Annotated in this window: 21 protein-coding genes and 1 riboswitch; of the genes, 18 read left to right on the plus strand and 3 right to left on the minus strand. The window is 71.0% G+C overall.

Annotation, left to right across the window (positions count from 1 at the left end; all coding sequences use genetic code 11):
- Position 1: 1 nt before the first annotated feature.
- The 6 genes from hpnH (at position 2) to ACFWM2_RS02430 (ending at position 6,609) form a co-directional block, all read left to right on the plus strand.
- Positions 2-1,024, plus strand: a complete 1,023-nt coding sequence (gene hpnH / locus ACFWM2_RS02405) for an adenosyl-hopene transferase HpnH (RefSeq protein WP_383272123.1) — start codon at positions 2-4, stop codon at positions 1,022-1,024.
- A gap of 4 nt (positions 1,025-1,028) precedes the next feature.
- Complete coding sequence (gene ispG / locus ACFWM2_RS02410) at positions 1,029-2,204, plus strand: flavodoxin-dependent (E)-4-hydroxy-3-methylbut-2-enyl-diphosphate synthase (protein ID WP_383272125.1); 1,176 nt, start codon at positions 1,029-1,031, stop codon at positions 2,202-2,204.
- Between the two features lie 30 nt (positions 2,205-2,234).
- Complete coding sequence (dxs, locus tag ACFWM2_RS02415; RefSeq protein ID WP_383272127.1) at positions 2,235-4,130, plus strand: 1-deoxy-D-xylulose-5-phosphate synthase; 1,896 nt, start codon at positions 2,235-2,237, stop codon at positions 4,128-4,130.
- Entirely contained in the window at positions 4,127-5,575 is a 1,449-nt protein-coding gene (locus ACFWM2_RS02420) for an aspartate aminotransferase family protein (RefSeq protein WP_383272129.1), read from the plus strand. Before dxs ends, ACFWM2_RS02420 begins: the two co-directional genes overlap by 4 nt.
- A 243-nt stretch (positions 5,576-5,818) precedes the next feature.
- Positions 5,819-6,463, plus strand: a complete 645-nt coding sequence (locus ACFWM2_RS02425) for a helix-turn-helix domain-containing protein (protein WP_383272131.1) — start codon at positions 5,819-5,821, stop codon at positions 6,461-6,463.
- Between the two features lie 29 nt (positions 6,464-6,492).
- Complete coding sequence (locus ACFWM2_RS02430) at positions 6,493-6,609, plus strand: DUF6126 family protein (RefSeq protein WP_383274082.1); 117 nt, start codon at positions 6,493-6,495, stop codon at positions 6,607-6,609.
- A 28-nt stretch (positions 6,610-6,637) separates the two neighbouring features.
- Here ACFWM2_RS02430 and ACFWM2_RS02435 read toward each other — a convergent pair whose 3' ends face one another.
- Positions 6,638-7,435: a tyrosine-protein phosphatase gene (locus tag ACFWM2_RS02435; RefSeq protein ID WP_383272133.1), complete on the minus strand. Its 798-nt coding sequence runs from the start codon at positions 7,433-7,435 to the stop codon at positions 6,638-6,640.
- A 592-nt stretch (positions 7,436-8,027) separates the two neighbouring features.
- A riboswitch (cyclic di-AMP (ydaO/yuaA leader) is annotated at positions 8,028-8,187 on the plus strand.
- Between the two features lie 4 nt (positions 8,188-8,191).
- On the opposite strand from ACFWM2_RS02435, the gene ACFWM2_RS02440 reads away from it, so the two are divergent.
- Entirely contained in the window at positions 8,192-9,043 is an 852-nt protein-coding gene (locus ACFWM2_RS02440; protein WP_383272135.1) for a peptidoglycan DD-metalloendopeptidase family protein, read from the plus strand.
- A 263-nt stretch (positions 9,044-9,306) separates the two neighbouring features.
- Positions 9,307-10,092, plus strand: a complete 786-nt coding sequence (locus ACFWM2_RS02445; RefSeq protein WP_383274086.1) for an SGNH/GDSL hydrolase family protein — start codon at positions 9,307-9,309, stop codon at positions 10,090-10,092.
- A 187-nt stretch (positions 10,093-10,279) separates the two neighbouring features.
- Here ACFWM2_RS02445 and ACFWM2_RS02450 read toward each other — a convergent pair whose 3' ends face one another.
- Positions 10,280-10,900 (minus strand): TetR/AcrR family transcriptional regulator, encoded by a 621-nt coding sequence (locus tag ACFWM2_RS02450; protein ID WP_383272136.1) that lies wholly within the window; start codon positions 10,898-10,900, stop codon positions 10,280-10,282.
- Between the two features lie 62 nt (positions 10,901-10,962).
- Positions 10,963-12,153 (minus strand): Glu/Leu/Phe/Val dehydrogenase dimerization domain-containing protein, encoded by a 1,191-nt coding sequence (locus ACFWM2_RS02455; protein WP_383272138.1) that lies wholly within the window; start codon positions 12,151-12,153, stop codon positions 10,963-10,965.
- 278 nt (positions 12,154-12,431) lie between these two features.
- Here ACFWM2_RS02455 and ACFWM2_RS02460 point away from each other — a divergent pair, with 278 nt between their 5' ends.
- From ACFWM2_RS02460 to ACFWM2_RS02505, 10 genes are all read left to right on the plus strand, one after another.
- Entirely contained in the window at positions 12,432-13,661 is a 1,230-nt protein-coding gene (locus tag ACFWM2_RS02460) for an MBL fold metallo-hydrolase (RefSeq protein WP_383274089.1), read from the plus strand.
- A 360-nt stretch (positions 13,662-14,021) separates the two neighbouring features.
- A complete protein-coding gene (locus tag ACFWM2_RS02465; protein WP_383272140.1) occupies positions 14,022-16,388 on the plus strand; it encodes an ATP-binding protein in 2,367 nt (788 codons plus the stop codon).
- 86 nt (positions 16,389-16,474) lie between these two features.
- Positions 16,475-16,909, plus strand: coding sequence for a roadblock/LC7 domain-containing protein (locus tag ACFWM2_RS02470; protein WP_383272142.1), 435 nt, complete (start codon positions 16,475-16,477; stop codon positions 16,907-16,909).
- Between the two features lie 2 nt (positions 16,910-16,911).
- Positions 16,912-17,283, plus strand: coding sequence for a DUF742 domain-containing protein (locus tag ACFWM2_RS02475; RefSeq protein WP_383274092.1), 372 nt, complete (start codon positions 16,912-16,914; stop codon positions 17,281-17,283).
- Complete coding sequence (locus ACFWM2_RS02480; protein ID WP_383272144.1) at positions 17,261-17,860, plus strand: ATP/GTP-binding protein; 600 nt, start codon at positions 17,261-17,263, stop codon at positions 17,858-17,860. Before ACFWM2_RS02475 ends, ACFWM2_RS02480 begins: the two co-directional genes overlap by 23 nt.
- 59 nt (positions 17,861-17,919) lie before the next feature.
- Complete coding sequence (locus tag ACFWM2_RS02485) at positions 17,920-18,510, plus strand: GAF domain-containing protein (RefSeq protein ID WP_383272146.1); 591 nt, start codon at positions 17,920-17,922, stop codon at positions 18,508-18,510.
- A 38-nt stretch (positions 18,511-18,548) separates the two neighbouring features.
- Entirely contained in the window at positions 18,549-19,733 is a 1,185-nt protein-coding gene (locus tag ACFWM2_RS02490; RefSeq protein WP_383272148.1) for a Gfo/Idh/MocA family protein, read from the plus strand.
- 240 nt (positions 19,734-19,973) lie between these two features.
- Positions 19,974-21,002 carry an L-threonine 3-dehydrogenase gene (gene tdh, locus ACFWM2_RS02495; RefSeq protein ID WP_383272150.1) on the plus strand — a complete coding sequence of 343 codons (1,029 nt, stop codon included), beginning with the start codon at positions 19,974-19,976 and terminating at the stop codon, positions 21,000-21,002.
- 41 nt (positions 21,003-21,043) lie between these two features.
- Positions 21,044-22,237 carry a glycine C-acetyltransferase gene (locus ACFWM2_RS02500; protein ID WP_383272152.1) on the plus strand — a complete coding sequence of 398 codons (1,194 nt, stop codon included), beginning with the start codon at positions 21,044-21,046 and terminating at the stop codon, positions 22,235-22,237.
- Positions 22,238-22,346: 109 nt separating this feature from the next.
- Positions 22,347-23,246 carry a LysR family transcriptional regulator gene (locus ACFWM2_RS02505; RefSeq protein WP_383272154.1) on the plus strand — a complete coding sequence of 300 codons (900 nt, stop codon included), beginning with the start codon at positions 22,347-22,349 and terminating at the stop codon, positions 23,244-23,246.
- Positions 23,247-23,323 lie beyond the last annotated feature (77 nt).

Genomic DNA, 23,323 nt, shown 5'->3' on the forward strand with positions numbered 1-23,323 from the left:
GATGGCCATGCCGCTTCGGCAGTCCATGAAGGTCGCTGCATACCTGTTTGAACAGAAGCTCAGGAAGCGGGACAAGTTCGCGCTGATTGTCGAGCTGGAACCCCTCTTCGCGTGCAACCTCGCCTGTGAGGGCTGCGGCAAGATCCAGCACCCGGCGGGGGTGCTGAAGCAGCGCATGCCGGTGGCCCAGGCCGTCGGCGCGGTGCTCGAATCAGGTGCGCCGATGGTGTCCATCGCCGGTGGCGAGCCGCTGATGCACCCTCAGATCGACGAGATCGTCCGGCAGTTGGTGGCCAAGAAGAAGTTCGTCTTCCTGTGCACCAACGCGATGCTGCTGCGCAAGAAGATGGACAAGTTCAAGCCCTCGCCGTACTTCGCCTGGGCCGTGCACATCGACGGGCTGCGCGAGCGGCACGACGAGTCGGTCGCCAAGGAGGGCGTCTTCGACGAGGCGGTGGCGGCGATCAAGGAGGCCAAGCGGCGCGGCTTCCGGGTCACCACCAATTCGACCTTCTTCAACACCGACACCCCGCAGACCATCATCGAGGTCCTCAACTACCTCAACGACGACCTGAAGGTCGACGAGATGATGCTCTCGCCCGCCTACGCGTACGAGAAGGCGCCCGACCAGGAGCACTTCCTCGGCGTCACGCAGACCCGGGAGCTGTTCAAGAAGGCCTTCGCGGGCGGCAACCGGCGCCGCTGGCGGCTCAATCACAGCCCGCTCTTCCTGGACTTCCTGGAGGGCAAGGTCGACTTCCCGTGCACTGCCTGGGCGATCCCGAGCTACTCGCTCTTCGGCTGGCAGAAGCCCTGCTATCTGATGAGCGACGGGTACGTACAGACGTACAAGCAGCTCCTGGAGGAGACCGACTGGGACTCCTACGGTCGCGGCAAGGACGATCGGTGCGCGAACTGCATGGCGCACTGCGGTTACGAGCCGACCGCCGTCCTGGCCACCATGGGCTCCCTCAAGGAGTCCATCCGTGCCTCCCGTGAGACCTTCATGGAAAGCCGCGGGTGACGTCATGACCGCCGTTTCCTTGGGCCTCCCCGAGGTGCCGGTCCGACCGATCGCGGAGCGCCGTGTCTCACGGCAGATCCAGGTCGGACCGGTGGCGGTCGGGGGCGGCGCACCCGTGTCGGTGCAGTCGATGACGACGACGCGTACGTCGGACATCGGTGCCACGCTGCAGCAGATCGCCGAACTGACCGCGTCCGGCTGTCAGATCGTCCGCGTCGCCTGTCCCACACAGGACGACGCGGACGCGCTGGCGACCATCGCCAGGAAGTCGCAGATCCCGGTGATCGCGGACATCCACTTCCAGCCGAAGTACGTGTTCGCGGCGATCGACGCGGGCTGCGCGGCCGTCCGCGTGAATCCGGGCAACATCAAGCAGTTCGACGACCAGGTCAAGGAGATCGCGCGGGCCGCCAAGGACACCGGCACCCCGATCCGGATCGGCGTCAACGCGGGCTCGCTCGACAAGCGGCTGCTCCAGAAGTACGGCAAGGCGACCCCGGAAGCGCTCGTCGAGTCGGCGTTGTGGGAGGCGTCGCTCTTCGAGGAGCACGACTTCCGGGACATCAAGATCTCGGTCAAGCACAACGACCCGGTGATCATGGTCAACGCCTACCGGCAGCTCGCGGCCCAGTGCGACTACCCGCTGCACCTCGGTGTGACCGAGGCGGGTCCGGCCTTCCAGGGCACGATCAAGTCGGCGGTCGCCTTCGGGGCCCTGCTCAGCGAGGGCATCGGGGACACCATCCGGGTCTCCCTGAGCGCGCCGCCGGCCGAGGAGTGCAAGGTCGGCATCCAGATCCTGGAGTCGCTCGGGCTGCGCCAACGGCGTCTGGAGATCGTCTCCTGCCCGTCCTGCGGGCGGGCCCAGGTCGACGTCTACAAGCTGGCCGACGAGGTCACGGCCGGTCTGGAGGGGATGGAGGTTCCCCTGCGCGTCGCGGTCATGGGCTGCGTCGTCAACGGTCCGGGTGAGGCGCGGGAGGCGGACCTCGGTGTCGCCTCCGGCAACGGCAAGGGGCAGATCTTCGTCAAGGGCGAGGTCATCAAGACCGTCCCCGAGTCGAAGATCGTGGAGACCCTCATCGACGAGGCGATGAAGCTCGCCGAGCAGATGGAGCAGGACGGCGTCGCGTCAGGCGCCCCCGGCGTCACGGGAACACCCGCGGTGACGGTGAGTTGACATAGGCACGGACCGAGAGGGGGCCCGAGCGTGACCATTCTGGAGAACATCCGGGGACCACGCGACCTGAAGGCGCTGTCCGAGGCGCAGACCGGTGAACTGGCCGGTGAGATACGCGAGTTCCTGGTCCAGGCGGTGGCCAGGACCGGCGGACACCTCGGGCCCAATCTGGGGGTGGTGGAACTGTCCATCGCCCTCCACCGGGTCTTCGAGTCACCCGGTGACCGCATCCTGTGGGACACCGGCCACCAGAGCTATGTGCACAAACTGCTCACCGGCCGCCAGGACTTCTCCAAGCTGCGCAGCAAGGGAGGCCTCTCCGGCTATCCCTCGCGCGAGGAGTCCGAGCACGACATCATCGAGAACAGCCATGCCTCGACCGCCCTGGGCTGGGCGGACGGTCTCGCCAAGGCCCGCCAGGTGCAGGGCGAGCGCGGCCATGTCGTCGCGGTCATCGGCGACGGCGCCCTGACCGGCGGGATGGCCTGGGAGGCGCTGAACAACATCGCCGCCGCCAAGGACCGCCCGCTGATCATCGTCGTCAACGACAACGAGCGCTCGTACGCCCCGACCATCGGCGGCCTCGCCAATCACCTCGCCACCCTGCGGACGAAGGACAGTTACGAGCGGGTGCTGGCCTGGGGGAAGGACGTACTGCTGCGGACGCCGGTCGTCGGGCGCACCCTCTACGAGTCGCTGCACGGCGCGAAGAAGGGGTTCAAGGACGCCTTCGCGCCGCAGGGCATGTTCGAGGACCTCGGCCTCAAGTACGTCGGGCCGATCGACGGGCACGACATGCGGGCGGTGGAGTCGGCGCTGCGGCGGGCCAAGGGGTTCCACGGGCCGGTCCTGATCCACTGCCTCACCGAGAAGGGTCGTGGCTACGAGCCCGCGCTCGCCCACGACGAGGACCGCTTCCACACGGTCGGCGTGATGGACCCGCTCACCTGCGAGCCCCTCGCGCCCTCCAACGGCCCTTCCTGGACCTCGGTGTTCGGCGACGAGATCGTCCGCATCGGCGAGGAACGCGACGACGTCGTGGCCATCACCGCGGCCATGCTGCACCCGGTCGGCCTCGGCAAGTTCGCCGAGCGGTTCCCCGACCGGGTGTGGGACGTCGGGATCGCCGAGCAGCATGCCGCCGTGTCCGCGGCCGGGCTCGCCACGGGCGGACTGCACCCCGTCGTCGCCGTCTACGCGACCTTCCTCAACCGGGCCTTCGACCAGCTGTTGATGGATGTCGCACTGCACCGCTGCGGCGTGACCTTCGTGCTGGACCGGGCCGGTGTCACCGGCGTGGATGGCGCCTCGCACAACGGCATGTGGGACATGTCGATCCTCCAGGTCGTGCCCGGACTGAGGATCGCCGCGCCGCGCGACGCCGACCAGCTGCGGGCCCAGCTCCGGGAGGCGGTCGCGGTCGACGACGCCCCGACGCTCGTCCGCTTCCCGAAGGAGTCGGTCGGACCGACGATCCCGGCGGTCGACCACGTGGGCGGCATGGACGTGCTGCACCGCGCCGACCGGCCCGAGGTCCTCCTGGTCGCCGTCGGCGTGATGGCACCCGTGTGTCTGCAGGCCGCCGAGCTGCTGGAGGCCCGGGGTATCGGCTGTACGGTCGTGGACCCGCGCTGGGTCAAGCCGGTGGACCCCTCGCTGCCGGGCCTGGCCGCGGAGCACCGGCTCGTCGCCGTGGTCGAGGACAACAGCCGGGCGGCCGGGGTCGGCGGCGCCGTCGCTCTCGCACTCGGGGACGCCGAAGTCGACGTGCCGGTACGGCGGTTCGGCATTCCGGAGCAGTTCCTCGCGCATGCCAAGCGCGGTGAGGTGCTCGCGGACATAGGCCTCACGCCCGTCGAGGTCGCCGGACGGATCAGTGCCGGCCTGGCGGCGAAGGACCAGTTCGCCAAGGAGAAACAGGAATGACCAGTCCTTCAGGGACGGCTCCGTCGGAGGAGCCGCCCGTCACCGGGGAGTCCCCTTCGGGGAAGCCGGCGTTCGACCTCGGCGCGCTGCTGGCCGAACGCGGAGCCGAGCGCTACGAGCTGCACACCCGGTACCTCAATCACCAGCTTCCGCGCATGCTGCACACCATCGGCTTCGACAAGGTCTACGAGCGGGCCGAGGGCGCCCACTTCTGGGACGCGGACGGCAACGACTACCTGGACATGCTCGCCGGGTTCGGGGTGATGGGCCTGGGCCGTCACCACCCCGTCGTCCGGCGGGCGCTGCACGACGTCCTCGACGCCTCCCTCGCCGACCTCACCCGCTTCGACTGCCAGCCCCTGCCCGGGCTGCTCGCCGAGAAGCTGCTCACCCACAGTCCGCACCTGGACCGGGTGTTCTTCGGCAACAGCGGGACGGAGGCCGTCGAGACCGCGCTCAAGTTCGCCCGGTACGCGACCGGGAAAACGCGCGTCCTGTACTGCGCGCACGCCTTCCACGGGCTGACCACCGGGTCGCTGTCCGTCAACGGCGAGGACGGTTTCCGCGAAGGCTTCGCACCGCTGCTGCCCGACACGGCCGTACCGCTCGGTGATCTGGACGCTCTGGAAAGGGAGTTGAAGAAGGGTGACGTCGCCGCCCTGATCGTCGAGCCCATCCAGGGCAAGGGGGTGCACGAGGCCCCGCCCGGATATCTGCGTGCCGCCCAGGAACTGCTGCGGAAGCACAAGGCGCTGCTCATCGCGGACGAGGTGCAGACCGGGCTCGGGCGGACCGGCGACTTCTACGCCTACCAGCACGACGAGGGCGTCGAGCCGGACCTGGTGTGCGTGGCCAAGGCGCTCTCCGGCGGCTATGTCCCGGTCGGTGCGACCCTCGGCAAGGACTGGATCTTCAAGAAGGTCTACTCGTCCATGGACCGCGTCCTCGTCCACTCGGCGAGCTTCGGCTCCAACGCCCAGGCCATGGCGGCCGGCCTCGCCGTGCTCTCCGTGCTGGAGAACGAGCAGATCGTCGCCAACGCCCGCGCCATGGGCGAGCAGCTGACATCGCGGCTCTCCGCGCTCGTCGACAAGTACGAGCTGCTGAGCGACGTCCGCGGCCGGGGCCTGATGATCGGCATCGAGTTCGGGCGGCCGCAGTCGCTGAAGCTGCGCAGCCGCTGGACGATGCTGCAGGCCGCGCGCAAGGGGCTCTTCGCGCAGATGGTGGTCGTACCGCTGCTGCAACGGCACCGCATCCTCACCCAGGTCTCCGGCGACCACCTGGAGGTGATCAAGCTGATTCCGCCGCTGATCATCGGCGAGCGGGACGTGGACCGGTTCATCGAGGCCTTCACCGCGGTGATGGACGACGCGCACAGCGGCGGCGGACTGATGTGGGACTTCGGGAAGACACTGGTGAAGCAGGCGGTCGCGAACCGGTAGGGACGGGAGGCGGGGCGGGCTGACGTGGCCCGCCCCTCTCGCCTGGGGCTGTGCGGTGGGGCCGGCTGGATGGACCGGGGCTGTGCGGGTCGGATCGTCTCGTGCTGTACAGCCGGTCGGATCGCCTTGGCTGTGCGGTGGGCCGGCAGGAGCGCCTGTGGCTGTGGGGCGCGTCCGCAGAGCTTCTTTGCCTCTTAGGCAAAGAATTTGCCCATGAGGCAAGGCTGCGGCTCAATGGAAGACATGAGCCCTGTCGAGGGTACGACCCCTTCCCAGTCGGGGGCTGCCGACGGACTTCCCGTCGTCGCGCCCCAGCTCCGTGCGCTGCGGCGCCGGGCCTCGCTGACCCTGGAGGTGGCGTCCCGCGCCGCCGGACTGTCGCCCGCCCATCTCTCCCGACTGGAGACCGGGCAGCGCCAGCCCTCGCTGCCGATGCTGCTCGCGCTCGCCCGTATCTACGGCACGACGGTGTCGGAGCTGCTGGGCGAGACGGTCGCCGAGCGGGACGCCGTCGTGCGGGCCGCCGACGTGGAACCGAGCGAGGCGGGCGGCTGGACCTACTGGCCGGCCGGCGCTCCCGGACGCGGAATGCAGGCACTGCGCGTGCACGTCCCGTACGGGGCGCAGGGCGACATCGTGCGTGTCCACCCCGGCGAGGAGTGGCTGTACGTCCTCAGGGGGCGGCTGCGGCTGCGGCTCGGGGACACGGCCCACGCCCTCGCGCCGGGCGACAGCGCGCACTTCGACTCGGGCACCCCCCACCGCATCGCGGCCGCCGATCGTGACGGGGCCGAGCTGCTCTTCGTACACACCCTGCTGCAGAGCCCCACCGCCGCGCTGTGCCTCGGCCCGGCGACGGAGCACCACACCCCGGGAGAGACGTCATGACCGAACCCACCGAGCCCGCACGGCGGGTCATGGAGGAGAAGTTCCCGCGCGCGCTGTGGGTGCGGCTCCTCATCTACGTGGCCGTGGGCCACCTCTTCGCGGCCTTCGTCTACCTGCTCTTCACGCTGGGCGCGCAGAACCAGTAGCCGCCGCCGGCCGCCGGTCACCGCGGGGTCAGTCGAGCAGCCGCTCGCGCAGCCGGTCCCGCAGCTCCGGGGTGATCCTCAGCGCCTGCTCCAGATAGACGTCGACTCCGCCCCAGGTCGCCTCGATCGTCTCGAAGGCCGTGTTCAGATACTCGGCGCGGGCGTCGAAGAGGGGGCTGAGCAGCTCCATGACCTCCGGGGAGTACGCGGAGGCGGAGGAGCTGCTGCGATGCACCTTGTAGCGACGGTGTGCCGCGTTCGACTCCAGGTAGTCGGCCAGGATGGCGTCGCGCTCGACGCCGAGGGCGAGGAGCGTCACGGCTATCGACAGGCCCGCGCGGTCCTTGCCCGCCGCGCAGTGCATGAGCGCGGGCACGCTGTCCTCGGCCAGCGCGTGCAGCACCTGGGAGTGCTCGGCCGTGCGCTCCTTGACGATCCTCCGGTACGAGCCGATCATGCGGTTCGCCGCCTTGCCGTCCGAGAGGATCGCGCGCAGCTGGTCGATGTCGCCGTCGCGGACCATCTTCCAGAACTCGGCGCCGTCGGCCGGGTCGGTCAGCGGCAGATTCACGTTCCGGACGCCGGGCAGCTCGACGTCCGGGCCCTCCAGGCGCTGGTCCGCGGCGTTGCGGAAGTCGAAGATCGTGTGCAGCCCGAGGGAGGCGAGGAACGCGGCGTCCTCCTCCGTGGCGTGTGCGAGGTGACCGCTGCGGAACAGCCGCCCGTATCGCACCCGTCGGCCGTCCACGGTGGGCAGGCCGCCCACGTCGCGGAAGTTGCGCACTGCTGCCAGCTCCGGCTCGGTCGACGGGACCTGCTGCGTCACGGGGGCTCCTCCCATTCGTCCGTCGGCGCAGCTCTGCGCGCTCGCCGACGGGGTGCGCTCTCGACGATACGACATGGGTTCCTGGGGCAATGAGTTGTCCACAGGCGTCGCCCACGAGGCGGGGAACCCCCGAGAATGTCGGTGTCTGATCGCACCTGTCCGGATCTGTGGGGGGACTGATGGCAGAGATCGAGGGCGAGGTCCGCCGAGGCGAGGCGCCGCTGTGTCACGGGTTGCGGGCGGAGCGGCCGGCGACCTTGATGCGGTAATTGTTCGCCTTCGTGGCATCTGGCTGTTCTGGGCGGTTTGTCGGCTTCGGTCCAACTGCCCACGGAATAAGGGCATCTGGGTCGCGAGCGCGTGAGCAGCGTCATATTCGTGACAATGCGTCGCGGCGCGGATTTTCCAACCTGCCCGATTTACCTGGGGATTACCTGCCCGACAAGATCACCCATCCACGGACAGTGACCGGTAATTCGGGCATGGATCAAGAAAGCGGTGTGCACAGGAAACCCACAAGCTTGTCGACGCGCTCTCATCTCGCTTACGTTCGCCCTCACTCCGGACGGACGCCCAATCCTGCCGCCGCCCGGAATCCCGCACACCCACCCGTGTACGGCAGGAGCGGGGGACCCACAGGTACCACGCCTGTTCCGGTCTCCGGAACGGCTAGGGGTCAAGCCGCGCGAAGCGCGACCGAGCATCTCCAGCTCGCACCCGACAGCTCACCTCGCAGGCGCCGGAGAGGAAATCCCCATGCCCGCGAAGGGTAAGCACCGCCGTCCGAAGTCCCCGCGCTTCTCCCGCTCGATCGCCATCGCCGGAACCGGTGGCGCCGCGCTCGCGCTGCCGCTGATGGGGGCCACCGGCGCGCACGCCGCCACTCCGGCGTCCGCCGTGTCCTCGGCTCCGCAGAAGGCCGCCGCCGCGGCTCCGGACGCCGCCGAGAAGGCCTCCACGAAGACGTACGCGGTGAAGGCCGGCGACTCCCTCTCGAAGATCGCCGGTGACCAGAACGTCAGCGGCGGCTGGAAGAAGCTGTACGACGACAACCGCACGGTCATCGGCGGCGACCCGGCCCTGATCCACCCGGGTCTGAAGCTCACGCTCGGCGGGAAGGCCGCGTCCCCGGCCGCCAAGTCGTCCGGCACGTCGACCCAGACGACCAAGACCGCGCCCGCCAAGCCCGCGGCCGCCTCCGGCTACACCCTGCCGGTCCAGGGCGCCACCATCGGCACCTCGTACAAGACCGCGGGCAGCATGTGGTCCAGCGGCTACCACACCGGTGTCGACTTCGTCGTCCCGACCGGCACCAGCATCAAGTCCGTCGCCGCGGGCACCGTCGTCTCGGCCGGCTGGGGCGGCGCCTACGGCAACGAGGTCATCGTCCGGCACGCCGACGGCCAGTACTCGCAGTACGGCCACATGTCCCAGCTCTCCGTCTCGACCGGCCAGACGGTGACCGGCGGTCAGCAGCTCGGCCTGTCCGGCGCGACCGGCAACGTCACCGGTCCGCACCTGCACTTCGAGATCCGCACCACGCCGAACTACGGCTCGGACGTGGACCCGGTCGCGTACCTGCGCGCCCACGGCGTCACCGTCGGCTGACGCCCGCACCGCCTCCGAAGGCCGGCCCCCTGATCCCCGGGGCCGGCCTTCGGTGTGCCGGGCGCGGTCTGCCATCCCGGATCGGACTCGGGGCGTTGAGGTTCGTCAACTGTCCCCGAGTGCGCCCTTATTCCGGATTGACCAATACTTGAAGAGTGGCTTTTGTCACCGCGCGTCAACCCTTTAATACGGTCGCGTAGGTCACATCCGAAGGTGAATCATGGGCCGATGTGGCAGACGATTCGAAGAGTGACAACAGATCAGTGATCGGGTCGTACGTGGCGGTGGGGGACAGCTTCACCGAAGGCGTCGGCGATCCCGGTCCGGACGGGGCCTTTGTCGGCTGGGCCGACCGGTTCGCGGTGCTGCTCGCGGACCGGCGACCCGAGGGCGACTTCGGCTACACCAATCTCGCCGTACGCGGCAGACTGCTCGACCAGATCGTCGAGGAGCAGCTCCCGCGCGCCAAGGAGCTCGCGCCCGACCTGGTCTCCTTCTGCGCGGGTGGCAACGACATCATCCGGCCGGGCACCGACCCCGACGAGGTCGCCGAGCGCTTCGAGCGCGCGATCGCCGACCTCACCTCGGCCGTCGGCGCCGTTCTGGTGACGACCGGCTTCGACACCCGTGGCGTGCCCGTGCTGAAGCATCTGCGCGGCAAGATCGCCACCTACAACGGCCATGTGCGGGCCGTCGCCGACCGCTACGGCTGTCCGGTGCTCGACCTGTGGTCGCTCAAGACGGTCCAGGACCGGCGGGCCTGGGACGGCGACCGACTCCATCTCTCGCCCGAGGGCCACACCCGGGTCGCGCTGCGCGCGGGCCAGGTGCTCGGCCTGGAGGTCCCGGCGGATCCGGACCAGGCCTGGCCCCCACTGCCGCCGCGCGGCACGTTGGAGGTCCGCCGGGACGACATCCACTGGGCGCGCGAGTACTTGGTGCCCTGGATCGGGCGCCGGCTGCGCGGTGAGTCCTCCGGCGACCACGTGGCGGCGAAGGGGAGTCTGTCGCCGGACGACATCAAGATGCGGATCGCGTCGGCGGTCTGAGGCGGCCGGCCCACCACGTCGCGGCCCACCACGTCGCGACTCATCACGTCGCGGCCGATCTCGGCGCGGTGGCCCGGGCGCGGTTGCCCGTGCGCATCGGGACCGGTCGCCGTCCCGGAAGGCTCCGAAGCGGGGTGGGTGACCGGGGTGCGCAACATGTGCGCGGAAGCCCGGACTTGTGAACGACTCAGCGTGTCGCCGCGGTCAACGCCTCGCGCTCCAGCCCCAGTTCGCGCGCGAGTGCCTCGTCGACCCACTCCTGTGTTCGCGCCTGCGAGACCGCACCGGGATACGCGGTCATCTGTACGGCGAGCCCGTCCAGCAGGGCCGTGAGGCGCAGGGCGGCGCTCGCGGGGTCGGGGCAGCGGAACTCGCCCGCGGCCACGCCCTCCGCGATCACCTCGGTGATCGCGGCCTTCCACTGCCGGTCGAGATCCTGCGTGACCTCCCGCAGCACCGGCTCGCGCAGTGCCGCTGCCCAGCCCTCGATCCACAGCCGCCAGCCCTTGGCCTGACCGGTCGGCGCGTACCAGCGCACGGCCGCCCGCAGTCGCCGTAGCGCCGACGTGCGACGGCCGAGCAGCTTGCGCAGCCGGGCGAGATCGTCCTCGGCCGCGAACGTGAACGCCTCGGCGACCAGCTTCTCCTTGGTCGAGAAGTGGTAGAGCACCAGTGCGTTGCTCACGCCGAGCGCGGCGGCCACATCGGCGATCCGCACCGCCGCGATGCCCCGCGCCTCGATCTGCTCGATGGCGGCCAGCAGCAGATCCTTGCGCCGCTCGCCCACACTCAACCGCACTCTCGCCACGCGGCAACCCTAATCCGTCGCGGGCCACCCCGGCTGCGCGGGGCCGACTCCCCCGGGGAGGCTCACCGGTACCAGCCGAAACGCTCCGCGATCACCGGCAGCCGGTCGGCGACGATGGCCTGCGCGGCGGCCCGGGGAGTCGTGCCGTCGGCCTCGGCGCGGGCCAGTACGCGGTCGATGAGGGCGCGCATCGAGCGCCGGGTGTAGGCGAACGCCTCGTCCGCGTGCGGGCCGATGTCGCCGAACAGGGTCCACCACCACCAGGCGTTCGTACCGGAGTTCACGACCACGTCCGGCAGCACGGTCACCCCGCGCGCCGCGAGCAGCGCCTCCGCCGCGGGCAGGACGGGCATGTTGGCCGCCTCGACGATCCAACGGGCTTTGATCCACCGCTGGTTGTCGGTGTCGACGGCGTACGAGACGGCCGCCGGGACCAGGACCTCGGCGTCCGTGTACAGCCAGGCGTCACCGGGCTGTTCACGGTCGGCCGGCCGCAGGGCGCCGCGGTCGACCGTCCCGAACGCGTCGCGCGCGGCGAGCAGGGCGTCGATGTCGAGCCCCTCCGAATTGCCGATCGTGCCCTTGATGTCGGCGACGGCCACCACGGTGAGCCCCGCGCGCGTGAGGAACCGCGCCGTCGCCCCGCCCATCGTGCCGAACCCCTGCACGGCCACGCGCGTGCCCGCGTACGGCACGCCCGCCCGGTCCAGGGCCGCGAGCACGGATTCGGCGACACCGCAGCCCCCGACCAGTTCGTCGAGCCCGATGCCGTCCACCTCGACCGCGAAGGCGTCCGCGAGCCGTCGCCGTGCGGTCGCCTCGTCGTCGAGCAGCGGATACACCGCCTGGATGGACGAGACGAGCCCCGCCTCGGTGGCGGCCCGGTCGACCATGTCCTGGCTGAGGCCGAGGTCCTCCCCGGTGGCCCAGCAGCTCTCGATGTACGGGCGCATGGCGCGCAGGTAGCGCACGAGCACGCCGTACGCCTGCGGGCTCTGCGGGTCGCAGTCGATGCCGCCCTTGGCGCCCCCCAGGGGGACGTACTGGCCCTCGGGGTTGTAGTGGAGCGCTTCCTTCATGGTCATCCCGCGCGCGAGTCCGGCGACCTCCTCCAGCGTGCAGCCTTCCCGCATCCGCAGCCCGCCGCTGGAGACGCCCCGTACGAGCCGGTCGACGACGAGATGGCCCTGGCGTCCGGTGACGTGGTCGGTCCAGGTGAGCGTCAGCAGCGGGGCGTCGTCGCGGGCGGTCATGCGGTCTCCTCGTTCGGGCGGTGCCCTGTGGTGTTCCGGTGCGGTGGCCGCGGCCGGCGGCTGACGACGGCAACTGAATCGCGGGTCAGTATCCGGAGTGCGTGACTCCTGTGTCAACGTTGACAGTCGAACGATTGATCGGACCCGGGGGCGGGTGTGGTCCGTGGGGCATCCGCGCCCCGTACCTCGCGGACACCGCGTTGTCACCCGCTGGACCCGGCGCTGTCGGCGGGGCGGACCATAATGGAATGCCAGACCGACTCCACCTGGAGGTAGCCGTGACCGGTTTCCGTTCCCTGAGCTCCGGGCTTCGCTCGTTGCGGCCCGCCGCCTTCGGCGCGGATCCTGCCGGCGAGCGCATGGAGCGCATCCGCAGATCGCCGAATTTCGCGGACGGTGTCTTCCAGAATCCGCAGGGTGCCCGTATCCGCCCCGACGGATCCATGATCGAGCTCGCGAAGGTCTTCTTCCGCAAGGAGGAGCGTGCCCACCGCGCCCCGGCCGGCACGGTGCCCGTGCACCCCACGACCGTCGCCGACCTCGCCAAGCCTCCCGTGAGCGGGCTGCGGATCACCTGGATGGGGCACTCCAGTGTTCTCGCGGAGATCGACGGGCACCGGGTGCTCTTCGATCCGGTCTGGGGCGATCGCTGCTCCCCGTTCGCCTTCGCCGGACCCAAGCGGCTGCACCCCGTTCCCCTGCCGCTGGCCGCCCTCGGCCCGGTCGACGTCGTCGTCATCTCCCACGACCACTACGACCACCTCGACCTGCCCACCATCACAGCGCTTGCCGATACGGACACCGTCTTCGCCGTGCCGCTCGGTGTCGGCGCGCACCTGGAGCGCTGGGGCGTCTCCGCGGACCGCCTGCGCGAGCTGGACTGGAACGAATCGACGAAGATCGGCGGCCTCTCCCTGACCGCCACACCGGCCCGGCACTTCTGCGGGCGGGGCCTGCGCAATCAGCAGCACACGCTCTGGGCCTCCTGGGTGGTCGCGGGTGACGAGCACCGGATCTACCACAGCGGCGACACCGGCTATTTCGAGGGCTTCAAGGAGATCGGCGCCGAGCACGGTCCGTTCGACCTGACGATGATCCAGATCGGTGCCTACAGCGAGTTCTGGCCGGACATCCACATGACGCCCCAGGAGGGCATGCGGGCCCATCTGGATCTCCAGGGCGGCCGGCCCGCCGGTGCGATGCTGCCGATCCACTGGGCCACGTTCAACCTCGCGACCCACCCCTGGGTGGAGCCGGGCGAGGGCACGATCGCCGCGGCCGACGCGGCCGGTGCGCGTATCGCCCTGCCGCACCCCGGGGAGCCCTTCGAACCCACGGGCGAGACCGTCCCGTCCGAGCCCTGGTGGCGCGGTGTCGCGGTCGAACCCAGGGGCGGCTGGGCCACGCTCGCGAAGGCTGTCGTCACGACCACGAGCACCACACCGGGTAACCCTCCGCAGGCGTCGGCCGACGGCAGCGGAGAGCCGGAGACCGTCCCCGCGGGGTGACCGCGGCGGGGAGACGGCTGGACGGCGAGGGCCGGGGAGCACAGTGCTCCTCGGCCCTCGCCGTCTGTTCGTGACCGCTTCTGACCAGCTCTGATCGAGATCGGCGCCCCATCCGAACGGGCGTCCGAGAGGGTATCGGTCTGTCGTGCGACGCCTCATACCAGAGCGGGACCCTCTGTGGGGGACTTTGTCAACCGCCCACCGCACATGATGCGTTGGCGACTACTGTGAGTGGCCGTCGGGCGACGCAGGGCCGATTTCTTCGGCTCTCTCGACCGGCACCGCGATGGCGCATGCCCGAGTCGCGCAGACCCGCGGGAGCCTCCCCCCTGCCCCCGACGCACCAGTACGAGGACGCCGATGTCTCACCTTCACGCACCGGCCGCACGCGCAGACCGCCGTGAGGGCGGGCGGCACGGACGACCCGTCGCCCGTGCCACTCCGCCGCTCCCCGAGACCCATATACGGCCCCAACTGTTGCGCCTGGCCGTCCTGCCACCCGTCGCGGTGGCGCTCAGCGGCTGCGCCGCCGTGCTGTTCACCGTCCGCACCACCGGGGTACGGCCGAGCCCGACCCTGTGGGCGATCCTCACCGGAGCCGTGGGCGTGGCCTGCGCCGGGATCGTGATCGGCGCCTTCGCGGCCGACCGGACCGCCCGGTCCGTGAGCGAACGCATCGGCGCGCTGCGCCGCACCAGCGCCCGTGGCGAGGCCGATCTGCGAGCCCTCGTCGAGGCACTGCGCCGCGGTGAGGCGCCGCCCGCACGCAGACCGCGCAGCGGTCCCGCCGCGGACGCCGACGACTTCGAGCTGCTCGCCGCCGACCTGGCACGCGCCCGCGACGGCGCGATGACCGCGGTGGTCCATGCCGCCCAGCTCTCCAGCCAGGCGGGCAGCGAACAGAAGGTCGAGGTCTTCGTCAATCTGGCCCGTCGGCTCCAGTCCCTCGTGCACCGCGAGATCTCGATCCTCGACGAGCTGGAGAACGAGATCGAGGACCCGGACCTGCTCAAGGGCCTCTTCCACGTCGACCACCTCGCCACGCGCATCCGGCGCCACGCCGAGAACCTCGCCGTCCTCGGCGGTGCCGTCTCGCGCCGGCAGTGGAGCAACCCGGTTTCCATGACCGAGGTGCTGCGGTCCGCGATCGCCGAGGTCGAGCAGTACTCGCGGGTCAAGCTGGTGCCGCCGATCGACGGCACCCTGCGCGGGCACGCGGTCGCCGACGTCATCCACCTGCTGGCCGAACTCGTCGAGAACGCCACGGTCTTCTCGGCCCCGCACACCCAGGTGCTGCTGCGCGCCAATCTCGTCACCTCGGGGCTCGCCGTCGAGGTCGAGGACCGGGGCCTGGGCATGCCCGTCGGTGAACAGAGCAAGATGAACGCGCTGCTCGCCGATCCCGACCAGGTCAATGTCGCCAGCCTGCTGCAGGACGGCCGCATCGGTCTGTTCGTGGTCTCGCAGCTCGCCCGGCGGCACGGCATCCATGTCCGGCTCCAGACCAACATCTACGGCGGAGTCCAGGCCGTACTCGTCGTGCCACAGGCGCTCCTGGGTACGGCACCGGGTGCGCCCGGAGAGCCGCTGCAGGCGCGTCCGCACCCGCAGCCGCAGGAGGCGACCGGGGCCCTGCGGGCACCGGTGAGCCCGCAGTACGCGCCGACCTCGGCGCCCGTCTCCGAACCGGCGCCGGTCCGGCACTCCGCGTCGGCCTCCGTGCCGGGGCAGGCGAGCGGGGGACGGGAGCCGCGATCCGTGCGGGAGCCGCTGGCGCCGCGGCGGGATCCCGCACCGTCCGGAGTGTCCGGTGCGTCCGCCGCCGAGGGGGGCCGTCCGGCTCCGCTGCCCATGCGCGGCGCCCGTCCGGAGCGGCCCACTCCCGCGGAGGCCGTGCCCGGGGTCCGGCCCGAGCACCGGGCGACGGTGGACGGGAACACCTCGCTGCCGCCCACCCCGCGCGGCGGCACGGTACGCGGCACGATGGGCAAGCCGCAGCTGCCCCGGCGGCGCGCGCACGAACACCTCGCGCCCCAGCTTCGCGGGGGTCCCACGCCCCTGCCGCGGCCGGACGCCGATCAGCATGTCGGCCACGATCCGGGGCTGATGGCCGCGTTCCAACGCGGGATCGGGCTCGCGGAGGCGGCCGCGCACCGGGAGACGGACCCGGGGGACACGGGCCCTGCGGGGGCCGGTCCCGGAGAGACGGACCCTGGGGATACCGGCGTACCCGCGCCTTCCGCCGTACCCGCGCCTTCCGCCGTACCCGTGCCTCCCGCCGGACCCCCGCCTCCCGACGTACACACACGTCTCGACGTACCGCCCGCCGGTGTGTCACCCGCCGGTGTGTCACCGACCCGTGTGTCACCCGCCGATGTGGCGCTCACTGATGTGTCGACCGCCGAGGTGGCGGAGCAGGGCATGGCGCACCTGAGGGCGGCAGACCTGGACGGGCGGCCCATGGAGGCCGCCCACATGGACGCGGCCCACATGGACTCGGCCCACATGGACGCCGGCCATATGACTGCGGCGCACAGGGATGCGGCGCACAGGGATGCGGCGCACAGGGATGCGGCGCACTGGGACGGACCGTCCGCGGACGTGCGGCACATAGGCGAAGCGCGTTCCGCGCACGCGTCCGCGCACTACGAGGCGCAGGGGACACGGGACGGCGCGCCGACGCCCGACCGCACGGCCCGGCACGACGGGAGCACACCGGCCGGATGACGAGCCCTCTCCTCACCCCCCACTCCAGCCTCACCCCCACTCACCCCGCTCCCGGGGACCTTCGTATTCCAAGGAGTCGATCCACCATGGCGAGCGATGCGCCGACCGGCCATGTATCCGATCTCGACTGGCTGATGAGCGGCCTCGTGCAGCGCGTACCGCACACGACGAGCGCGGTACTCCTCTCCTGCGACGGCCTGGTGAAGTCCGTCCACGGCCTCGATCCGGACAGCGCCGACCACATGGCCGCGCTGGCCGCCGGCCTCTACTCGCTCGGCCGCAGCGCGGGCGTCCGCTTCGGGGACGGTGGCGACGTACGACAGGTCGTCGTCGAACTCGACTCGACGCTGCTGTTCGTCTCCACGGCGGGCTCCGGTACCTGTCTGGCCGTGCTCGCCGGGCGGGAGGCCGACGCCGCGGTGCTCGGGTACGAGATGGCGATGCTGGTCAAGAGTGTCCGCCCGTATCTGATGACCGCGCCCCGGCAGGCCGCCGTCGAACCCTCGGCGTCGAGGCCTTGAGCGTGACCACGGCCGGTGACGGGCCCTGGCTCGATGATGCGGCCGGACGCCTGGTACGCCCCTACACGGTCAGCAACGGCCGGACCCGGCCGACGACCGCGCTCGATCTGCTGTCGCAGGTGAGGGCCACCGGGGCCACTCCGCTCGGCTACCTCGGCCCGGAGCACTCCCAGGCGCTCGAACTGTGCCGGGGACCCGTCTCGGTCGCGGAGATCGCCGCACACCTCAAGCTGCCCGCCGCGGTCACCAAGGTGCTGCTGTCCGACCTCGTCGACTGCGGGGCACTGACCACGAAGTCTCCCGCCTTCCCCCACAACCCCACTGACCGGTCTCTTCTGGAGGCAGTGCTCGATGGATTACGACGACAGCTCTGACCCCTTCCCCACCGCACTGAAGATCCTGGTGGCGGGCGGGTTCGGGGTCGGCAAGACGACCTTCGTCGGCGCGGTGAGCGAGATCGCGCCGCTGAGTACGGAGGAGCTGCTCACCACGGTCAGCGCCGCGACCGACAATCTCGACGGCGTCGAGAACAAGGTCGAGACGACCGTGGCGATGGATTTCGGACGCATCACCCTCGACCCGGAACACGTGCTCTATCTGTTCGGCACCCCCGGCCAGCAGCGCTTCTGGTTCATGTGGGACGAGCTCTCGGAAGGCGCGCTCGGGGCGGTGATCCTCGCCGACACACGCCGCCTCGAGGACTGCTTCGCCGCCGTCGACTTCTTCGAGCAGCGCGGCCTCGGATTCATCGTCGCGGTCAACGAGTTCGACGGCTCGCACCGCTACGACCCCGAGGAGGTGCGCGCCGCCATAGACCTCGATCCCGAGGTGCCCGTGGTGCGCTGCGACGCCCGGATCTCCAGCTCCGGAGTGCAGACCCTGCTCACACTGGTACGGCACCTCATCGCCCACGCGCCGACGCGCACCCCGAGTCACGGAGCCCACAGGTGAGTTACGACCAGGTCAGGGAGCTCACAGATGAGTGACCCGTCACGTCAGGGAGCCCGCACATGAGTTACGACCCGCCGCGCCCGGCCGGTCGTCTGCTGCTGACCCCGGAGGACAAGGACGCGCCGGCCCGGGTGCGGCGGCTGCGTCGGCTCGGGCTGGGGGAGCGGGCCGAACCGGCCTTCGACGCGTTCGCCCGCCGGCTCGCCGAGGTCACCGCGGCGCCGTACTCCATGGTCAACTTCATTGACGAGAACCGGCAGTTCTTCGCCGGTCTGCACACCCCGGACGGCGCGGGCTCCGGCGCTGTGCTCACCACCGCCGTGGCCGCGGACGGAGGCAAACGCGCGCTGGGCCGCCAACTCTCCCGCGACTACGGCTTCTGCCCCCACGTGGTGGTCCGGCGCAAGGCGTTGGTCCTGGAGGACGTCTGTGACTACCCGCGGTTCGCCGGGAATCCGGTGGTCGACGAGATCGGCATCCGCTCCTACCTGGGCGCGCCGCTCATCGACCGCACCGGCATCGCCCTCGGCACCGTCTGCGTCGTAGATGTCGAGCCGCGCCCCTGGGGCCGGGCGGGCCTGGAGACCATCAAGTCGATGGCGGCGGAACTGGTCGCGGAGCTCGAACGCCGGGAGAACGGCGGCATCTGACCCCGCCCTTCCCTCACCACCGCTCGGATAGGGGCACCATGACCGACCTGCGTCTCGGCGTGCTCGGCTTCGGCCTGCGCGGCTCGCTCGCCCGGATCGCCCACCGCCCCGGCCGGGGCTCCCGCGTGACCGTCGTCGCCGAGCACGACCCCGTGCTGCGGGACCGTGCCGCCGACCGCATCCCCGGCGTCCGTACCGTCGGCGACCACCGCGAGGTCGTCCAGGCCCCGGACGTCGACGCCGTGCTGGTCCTCACCCCGGACCACACCCACGCCGACCTCGCCTGCGCCGCGCTGCGCGCGGGCAAGCCGGTGCTCGTCGAGAAGCCGCTGGACATCACGATCGAGCGCTGCGACCTCATCCTGCGCACCGCTTTCGACACGGGCACCCGGCTCTACGTGGGGCACAACATGCGGCACATGCCGGTGATCCGGCGGATGCGCGACGTCATCGAGCGCGGCGACCTGGGCGTCGTCAAGACCGTGTGGGTGCGCCACTTCGTCGGCTACGGCGGCGACTGGTACTTCAAGGACTGGCACGCCGAACGCCGTTGCACCACCGGCCTGTTGCTGCAGAAGGGCGCTCACGACATCGACGTACTGCACTGGCTGGCAGGCGGGTACACCCGACAGGTGCAGGCGCTGGGCGATCTCATGGTGTACGGCGACCTGCCGCACCGCCGGTCACCGGGGGAGCCGAAGACCGCCGACTGGTACACGGAGGACGGCCACTGGCCCCCGCGCACCCAGCGGGCGCTCAATCCCGTCATCGACGTCGAGGACGTGTCCCTGGTCAACATGCGTCTCGACAACGGCGTGCTGGCCACCTACCAGCAGTGCCACTTCGCGCCCGACTACTGGCGCAACTACACCGTCATCGGCGACGCGGGCCGCCTGGAGAACTTCGGTGACGGGCCCGGGGCAGTGGTGAAGGTCTGGAACACCCGGCGCTCGGGCTACCGGGAGCGGGCCGACGCGGAGTACCCGGTGCCGGACGTCGAGCAGGACGCCGAGCACGGGGGCGCCGACCCGCTGCTGATCGACGAGTTCCTGCGGTTCGTCCGCGAGGGAGGGCGCACCGACACCTCGCCGGTGGCCGCGCGGATGGCGGTGGCCGCCGGGTTCCGGGCCACGCAGTCGCTGCGGGACGGCGGCACCCCGCGCGAGGTACCGGCGCTCGATCCCGAGCTGGTCGCCTACTTCGAGCGCGCGCAGACACGGTAGGCGGTCGGCTCCGCACGGCCCGGGCCGCTGGATCCGTCCGCGTACCCGGCGGTGGCAGGGCCCGGTTTCGGGGAGGCGTGAAGGAAAGCTGGGGCGGCGCTTAAGAAAACCTCGATGGACCGGGGGCACCGCAGTACGGCAGATTCCTACGGGATCGCACCCCGTCTGTTTCACCCCCTCCCCGGTACGGGCTCCTTCGGCATGCCCGGGTCCGGGACCTCACCCACAGGAGCCGTTGCGTTGAAGGCGCTCGTCAAGGAGAAGGCAGAGCCCGGCCTCTGGCTCACGGACGTCCCGGAACCGTCCATCGGCCCCGGTGACGTACTGATCAGGGTCCTCAGGACCGGGATCTGCGGTACGGACCTGCACATCCGCAACTGGGACGGCTGGGCGCAGGCGTCGATCACCACCCCGCTGGTCGTCGGGCACGAGTTCGTCGGCGAGGTCGTCGGGACCGGCCGTGACGTCGCCGACATCAAGGCCGGCGACCGCGTCAGCGGCGAGGGCCACCTGGTCTGCGGCAAGTGCCGCAACTGTCTGGCCGGGCGCCGCCACCTGTGCCGGGCCACGGTCGGCCTCGGGGTCGGCCGCGACGGCGCGTTCGCCGAGTACGTGGCCCTGCCCGCCGCCAACGTGTGGGTGCACCGCGTTCCCGTGGACCTCGATGTCGCCGCGATCTTCGACCCGTTCGGGAACGCCGTGCACACCGCCCTCTCCTTCCCGCTCGTCGGCGAGGACGTCCTGATCACGGGCGCCGGTCCGATCGGCCTGATGGCCGCGGCGGTGGCCCGCCACGCCGGCGCCCGCAACGTCGTCATCACCGACGTCAGCGAGGAGCGGCTGGACCTCGCCCGCAAGATCGGCGTGAGCCTCGCGCTGAACGTCTCGGACGCGACCATCGCCGACGGCCAGCGCACCCTCGGCCTGCGCGAGGGCTTCGACATCGGCCTGGAGATGTCCGGGCGGCCCGAGGCGATGCGCGACATGCTCGCCAACATGACGCACGGCGGCCGGATCGCGATGCTCGGCCTGCCCTCCCAGGAGTTCCCGGTCGACTGGTCCCGGATCGTCACCTCGATGATCACGATCAAGGGGATCTACGGCCGGGAGATGTTCGAGACCTGGTACGCGATGTCGGTCCTGCTCGAAGGCGGCCTCGACCTCGCTCCCGTGATCACCGGCCGGTACGGCTTCCACGACTACGAGGCGGCGTTCGCCGACGCGGCGAGCGGCCGCGGCGGCAAGGTCATCCTCGACTGGACTGCTTGATCTTCCGGCTCGGCCCGTCTCTGCACCTTATGGAGTCCCCCATGTTCAACTCTGTTCGCGACGATCTCCGCGCCACCCTCGACGAGATCCGCGCCGCGGGCCTGCACAAGCCCGAGCGGGTCATCGGCACCCCGCAGTCCGCGACCGTGAGCGTCACCACGGGCGGCCGCCCCGGCGAAGTGCTCAACTTCTGCGCCAACAACTACCTCGGTCTCGCCGACCACCCCGAGGTCGTCGCCGCCGCCCACGCGGCCCTCGACCGCTGGGGCTACGGCATGGCGTCCGTGCGCTTCATCTGCGGTACGCAGGAGGTGCACAAGGAGCTGGAGCAGCGCCTGTCCACGTTCCTGGGCCAGGAGGACACGATCCTCTACTCCTCCTGCTTCGACGCCAACGGAGGCGTCTTCGAGACCCTGCTCGGCGCCGAGGACGCGGTGATCTCCGACGCGCTCAACCACGCCTCGATCATCGACGGAATCCGCCTGTCCAAGGCCCGCCGCTTCCGCTACGCCAACCGCGACATGGCCGACCTGGAGGCGCAGCTCAAGGAGGCGTCTGACGCCCGGCGCCGGCTGATCGTCACCGACGGCGTCTTCTCGATGGACGGCTATGTGGCGCCGCTGCGCGAGATCTGCGACCTCGCCGACCGCTACGACGCCATGGTCATGGTCGACGACTCGCACGCCGTCGGCTTCGTCGGTCCCGGCGGCCGCGGTACCCCCGAACTGCACGGCGTCATGGACCGCGTCGACATCATCACCGGCACCCTCGGCAAGGCGCTCGGCGGCGCGTCCGGCGGTTACGTGGCCGCCCGCGCCGAGATCGTCGCCCTGCTGCGCCAGCGCTCGCGCCCGTACCTCTTCTCGAACACGCTCGCCCCGGTGATCGCGGCGGCCTCGCTGAAGGTGCTCGACCTGCTGGAGTCGGCCGACGACCTGCGGATCCGGCTCGCCGAGAACACCGCGCTGTTCCGCTCCCGGATGACCGCCGAGGGCTTCGACATCCTCCCCGGCGACCACGCGATCGCCCCCGTCATGATCGGCGACGCGTCCGTTGCCGGACGGCTGGCGGAGCTGCTCCTGGAGCGTGGCGTGTACGTGATCGGCTTCTCGTACCCCGTGGTGCCGCAGGGGCAGGCCAGGATCCGGGTGCAGCTGTCCGCCGCGCACTCGACCGAGGACGTGAACCGGGCGGTCGACGCGTTCGTGGCGGCGCGCGCGGAACTCGAAGGCTGACCCGGGCGCCTGTACCTGGCGGTCCGGCCTGGCGCCGGCACGCGCGGTCCGGTACGGGCGCCCGGACGTGAGGGCTCAAAGGCCCGCGTGACCTGAGAGAATCGGTCACATGATCGAGGCGCGGCGGCTCCACATCCTCCGTGCGGTGGCCGACCACCGCACGGTGACGGCGGCTGCCGCCGCGCTCTATCTCACCCCGTCGGCCGTCTCCCAGCAGCTGGCCACGCTGGAGCAGGAGACCGGCCACCGGCTCGTCGAGCGCAGCGCCCGTGGCGTACGGCTGACGCCCGCCGGCGAGATCCTGCTCAGCCATACGAATGTGGTCCTGGCCCAACTGGAGCGTGCCGAGGCGGAGTTGGCCGCGTACAGCTCGGGCGCGGCGGGCACGGTGACCGTCGCATCCTTCGCGACCGGCATCGGTCTGGTGGTCGCTCCCGCGCTGGCCCGCCTCGCCACCACCGCACCCGGTATCCGGGTCCGCGTCCAGGACGCCGAGGGCGACGCCAGTCTGCCGATGGTCCTGGACCGGCTGGTCGACGTCGCCGTCGCCGTCGAGTACCGGGGCGCCCCGGCCGCGGACGACCCGCGTCTCACCCACGTCCCGCTGTACGCCGAGCCGTTCGACGCGGTCGTACCGGTCACGCACCCCCTGGCCGACGCCGGCGAGGTCCCGCTCGCCGGACTGGCCAAGGACCCCTGGATCGGCCCCTACCCCGGCAACCCCTGTCACGACGTGGTCGTCCTGGCCTGCGAGAACGCGGGATTCCAGCCCCGCCTCGAACACTCCTCGGACGACTTCCGGGCCGTCGTCGCCCTCGCCTCGGCCGACGCGGGCGTCGCCCTGGTGCCGCGGTCCGCCCTGCGCGGCATGGATCTCACGGGGGTGGTCGTCCGCCCGGTCGACGGCACCGCCCCCACCCGCCGCGTCTTCGCCGCCGTACGCCGGGGCGCCGAGGACCATCCGCTGATCCGGCCGGTGCTGGAGGCGCTGGCCAAGGCCGCGACCTGAGCCGTCGCGACCCCCGCGACCCCCGCGACCTCCGCGACGACTGCGACCCCCGCGACCCCCGCGACCTCCGCGACGAC

Origin of the sequence: Streptomyces sp. NPDC058371, assembly GCF_042723265.1 — a bacterium.
Taxonomy (GTDB): Bacteria; Actinomycetota; Actinomycetes; order Streptomycetales; family Streptomycetaceae; genus Streptomyces.

Excerpts from the sequence above, each read along its gene's own strand:
- hpnH (WP_383272123.1), top strand. The coding sequence starts at position 2 with ATGGCCATGCCGCTTCGGCAGTCCATGAAGGTCGCTGCATACCTGTTT.
- ispG (WP_383272125.1), top strand. The coding sequence starts at position 1,029 with ATGACCGCCGTTTCCTTGGGCCTCCCCGAGGTGCCGGTCCGACCGATC.
- ACFWM2_RS02420 (WP_383272129.1), top strand. The coding sequence starts at position 4,127 with ATGACCAGTCCTTCAGGGACGGCTCCGTCGGAGGAGCCGCCCGTCACC.
- ACFWM2_RS02425 (WP_383272131.1), top strand. The coding sequence starts at position 5,819 with ATGAGCCCTGTCGAGGGTACGACCCCTTCCCAGTCGGGGGCTGCCGAC.
- ACFWM2_RS02430 (WP_383274082.1), top strand. The coding sequence starts at position 6,493 with ATGGAGGAGAAGTTCCCGCGCGCGCTGTGGGTGCGGCTCCTCATCTAC.
- ACFWM2_RS02440 (WP_383272135.1), top strand. The coding sequence starts at position 8,192 with ATGCCCGCGAAGGGTAAGCACCGCCGTCCGAAGTCCCCGCGCTTCTCC.
- ACFWM2_RS02455 (WP_383272138.1), bottom strand. The coding sequence starts at position 12,153 with ATGACCGCCCGCGACGACGCCCCGCTGCTGACGCTCACCTGGACCGAC.
- ACFWM2_RS02465 (WP_383272140.1), top strand. The coding sequence starts at position 14,022 with ATGTCTCACCTTCACGCACCGGCCGCACGCGCAGACCGCCGTGAGGGC.
- ACFWM2_RS02470 (WP_383272142.1), top strand. The coding sequence starts at position 16,475 with ATGGCGAGCGATGCGCCGACCGGCCATGTATCCGATCTCGACTGGCTG.
- ACFWM2_RS02480 (WP_383272144.1), top strand. The coding sequence starts at position 17,261 with ATGGATTACGACGACAGCTCTGACCCCTTCCCCACCGCACTGAAGATC.
- ACFWM2_RS02485 (WP_383272146.1), top strand. The coding sequence starts at position 17,920 with ATGAGTTACGACCCGCCGCGCCCGGCCGGTCGTCTGCTGCTGACCCCG.
- ACFWM2_RS02490 (WP_383272148.1), top strand. The coding sequence starts at position 18,549 with ATGACCGACCTGCGTCTCGGCGTGCTCGGCTTCGGCCTGCGCGGCTCG.
- ACFWM2_RS02500 (WP_383272152.1), top strand. The coding sequence starts at position 21,044 with ATGTTCAACTCTGTTCGCGACGATCTCCGCGCCACCCTCGACGAGATC.
- ACFWM2_RS02505 (WP_383272154.1), top strand. The coding sequence starts at position 22,347 with ATGATCGAGGCGCGGCGGCTCCACATCCTCCGTGCGGTGGCCGACCAC.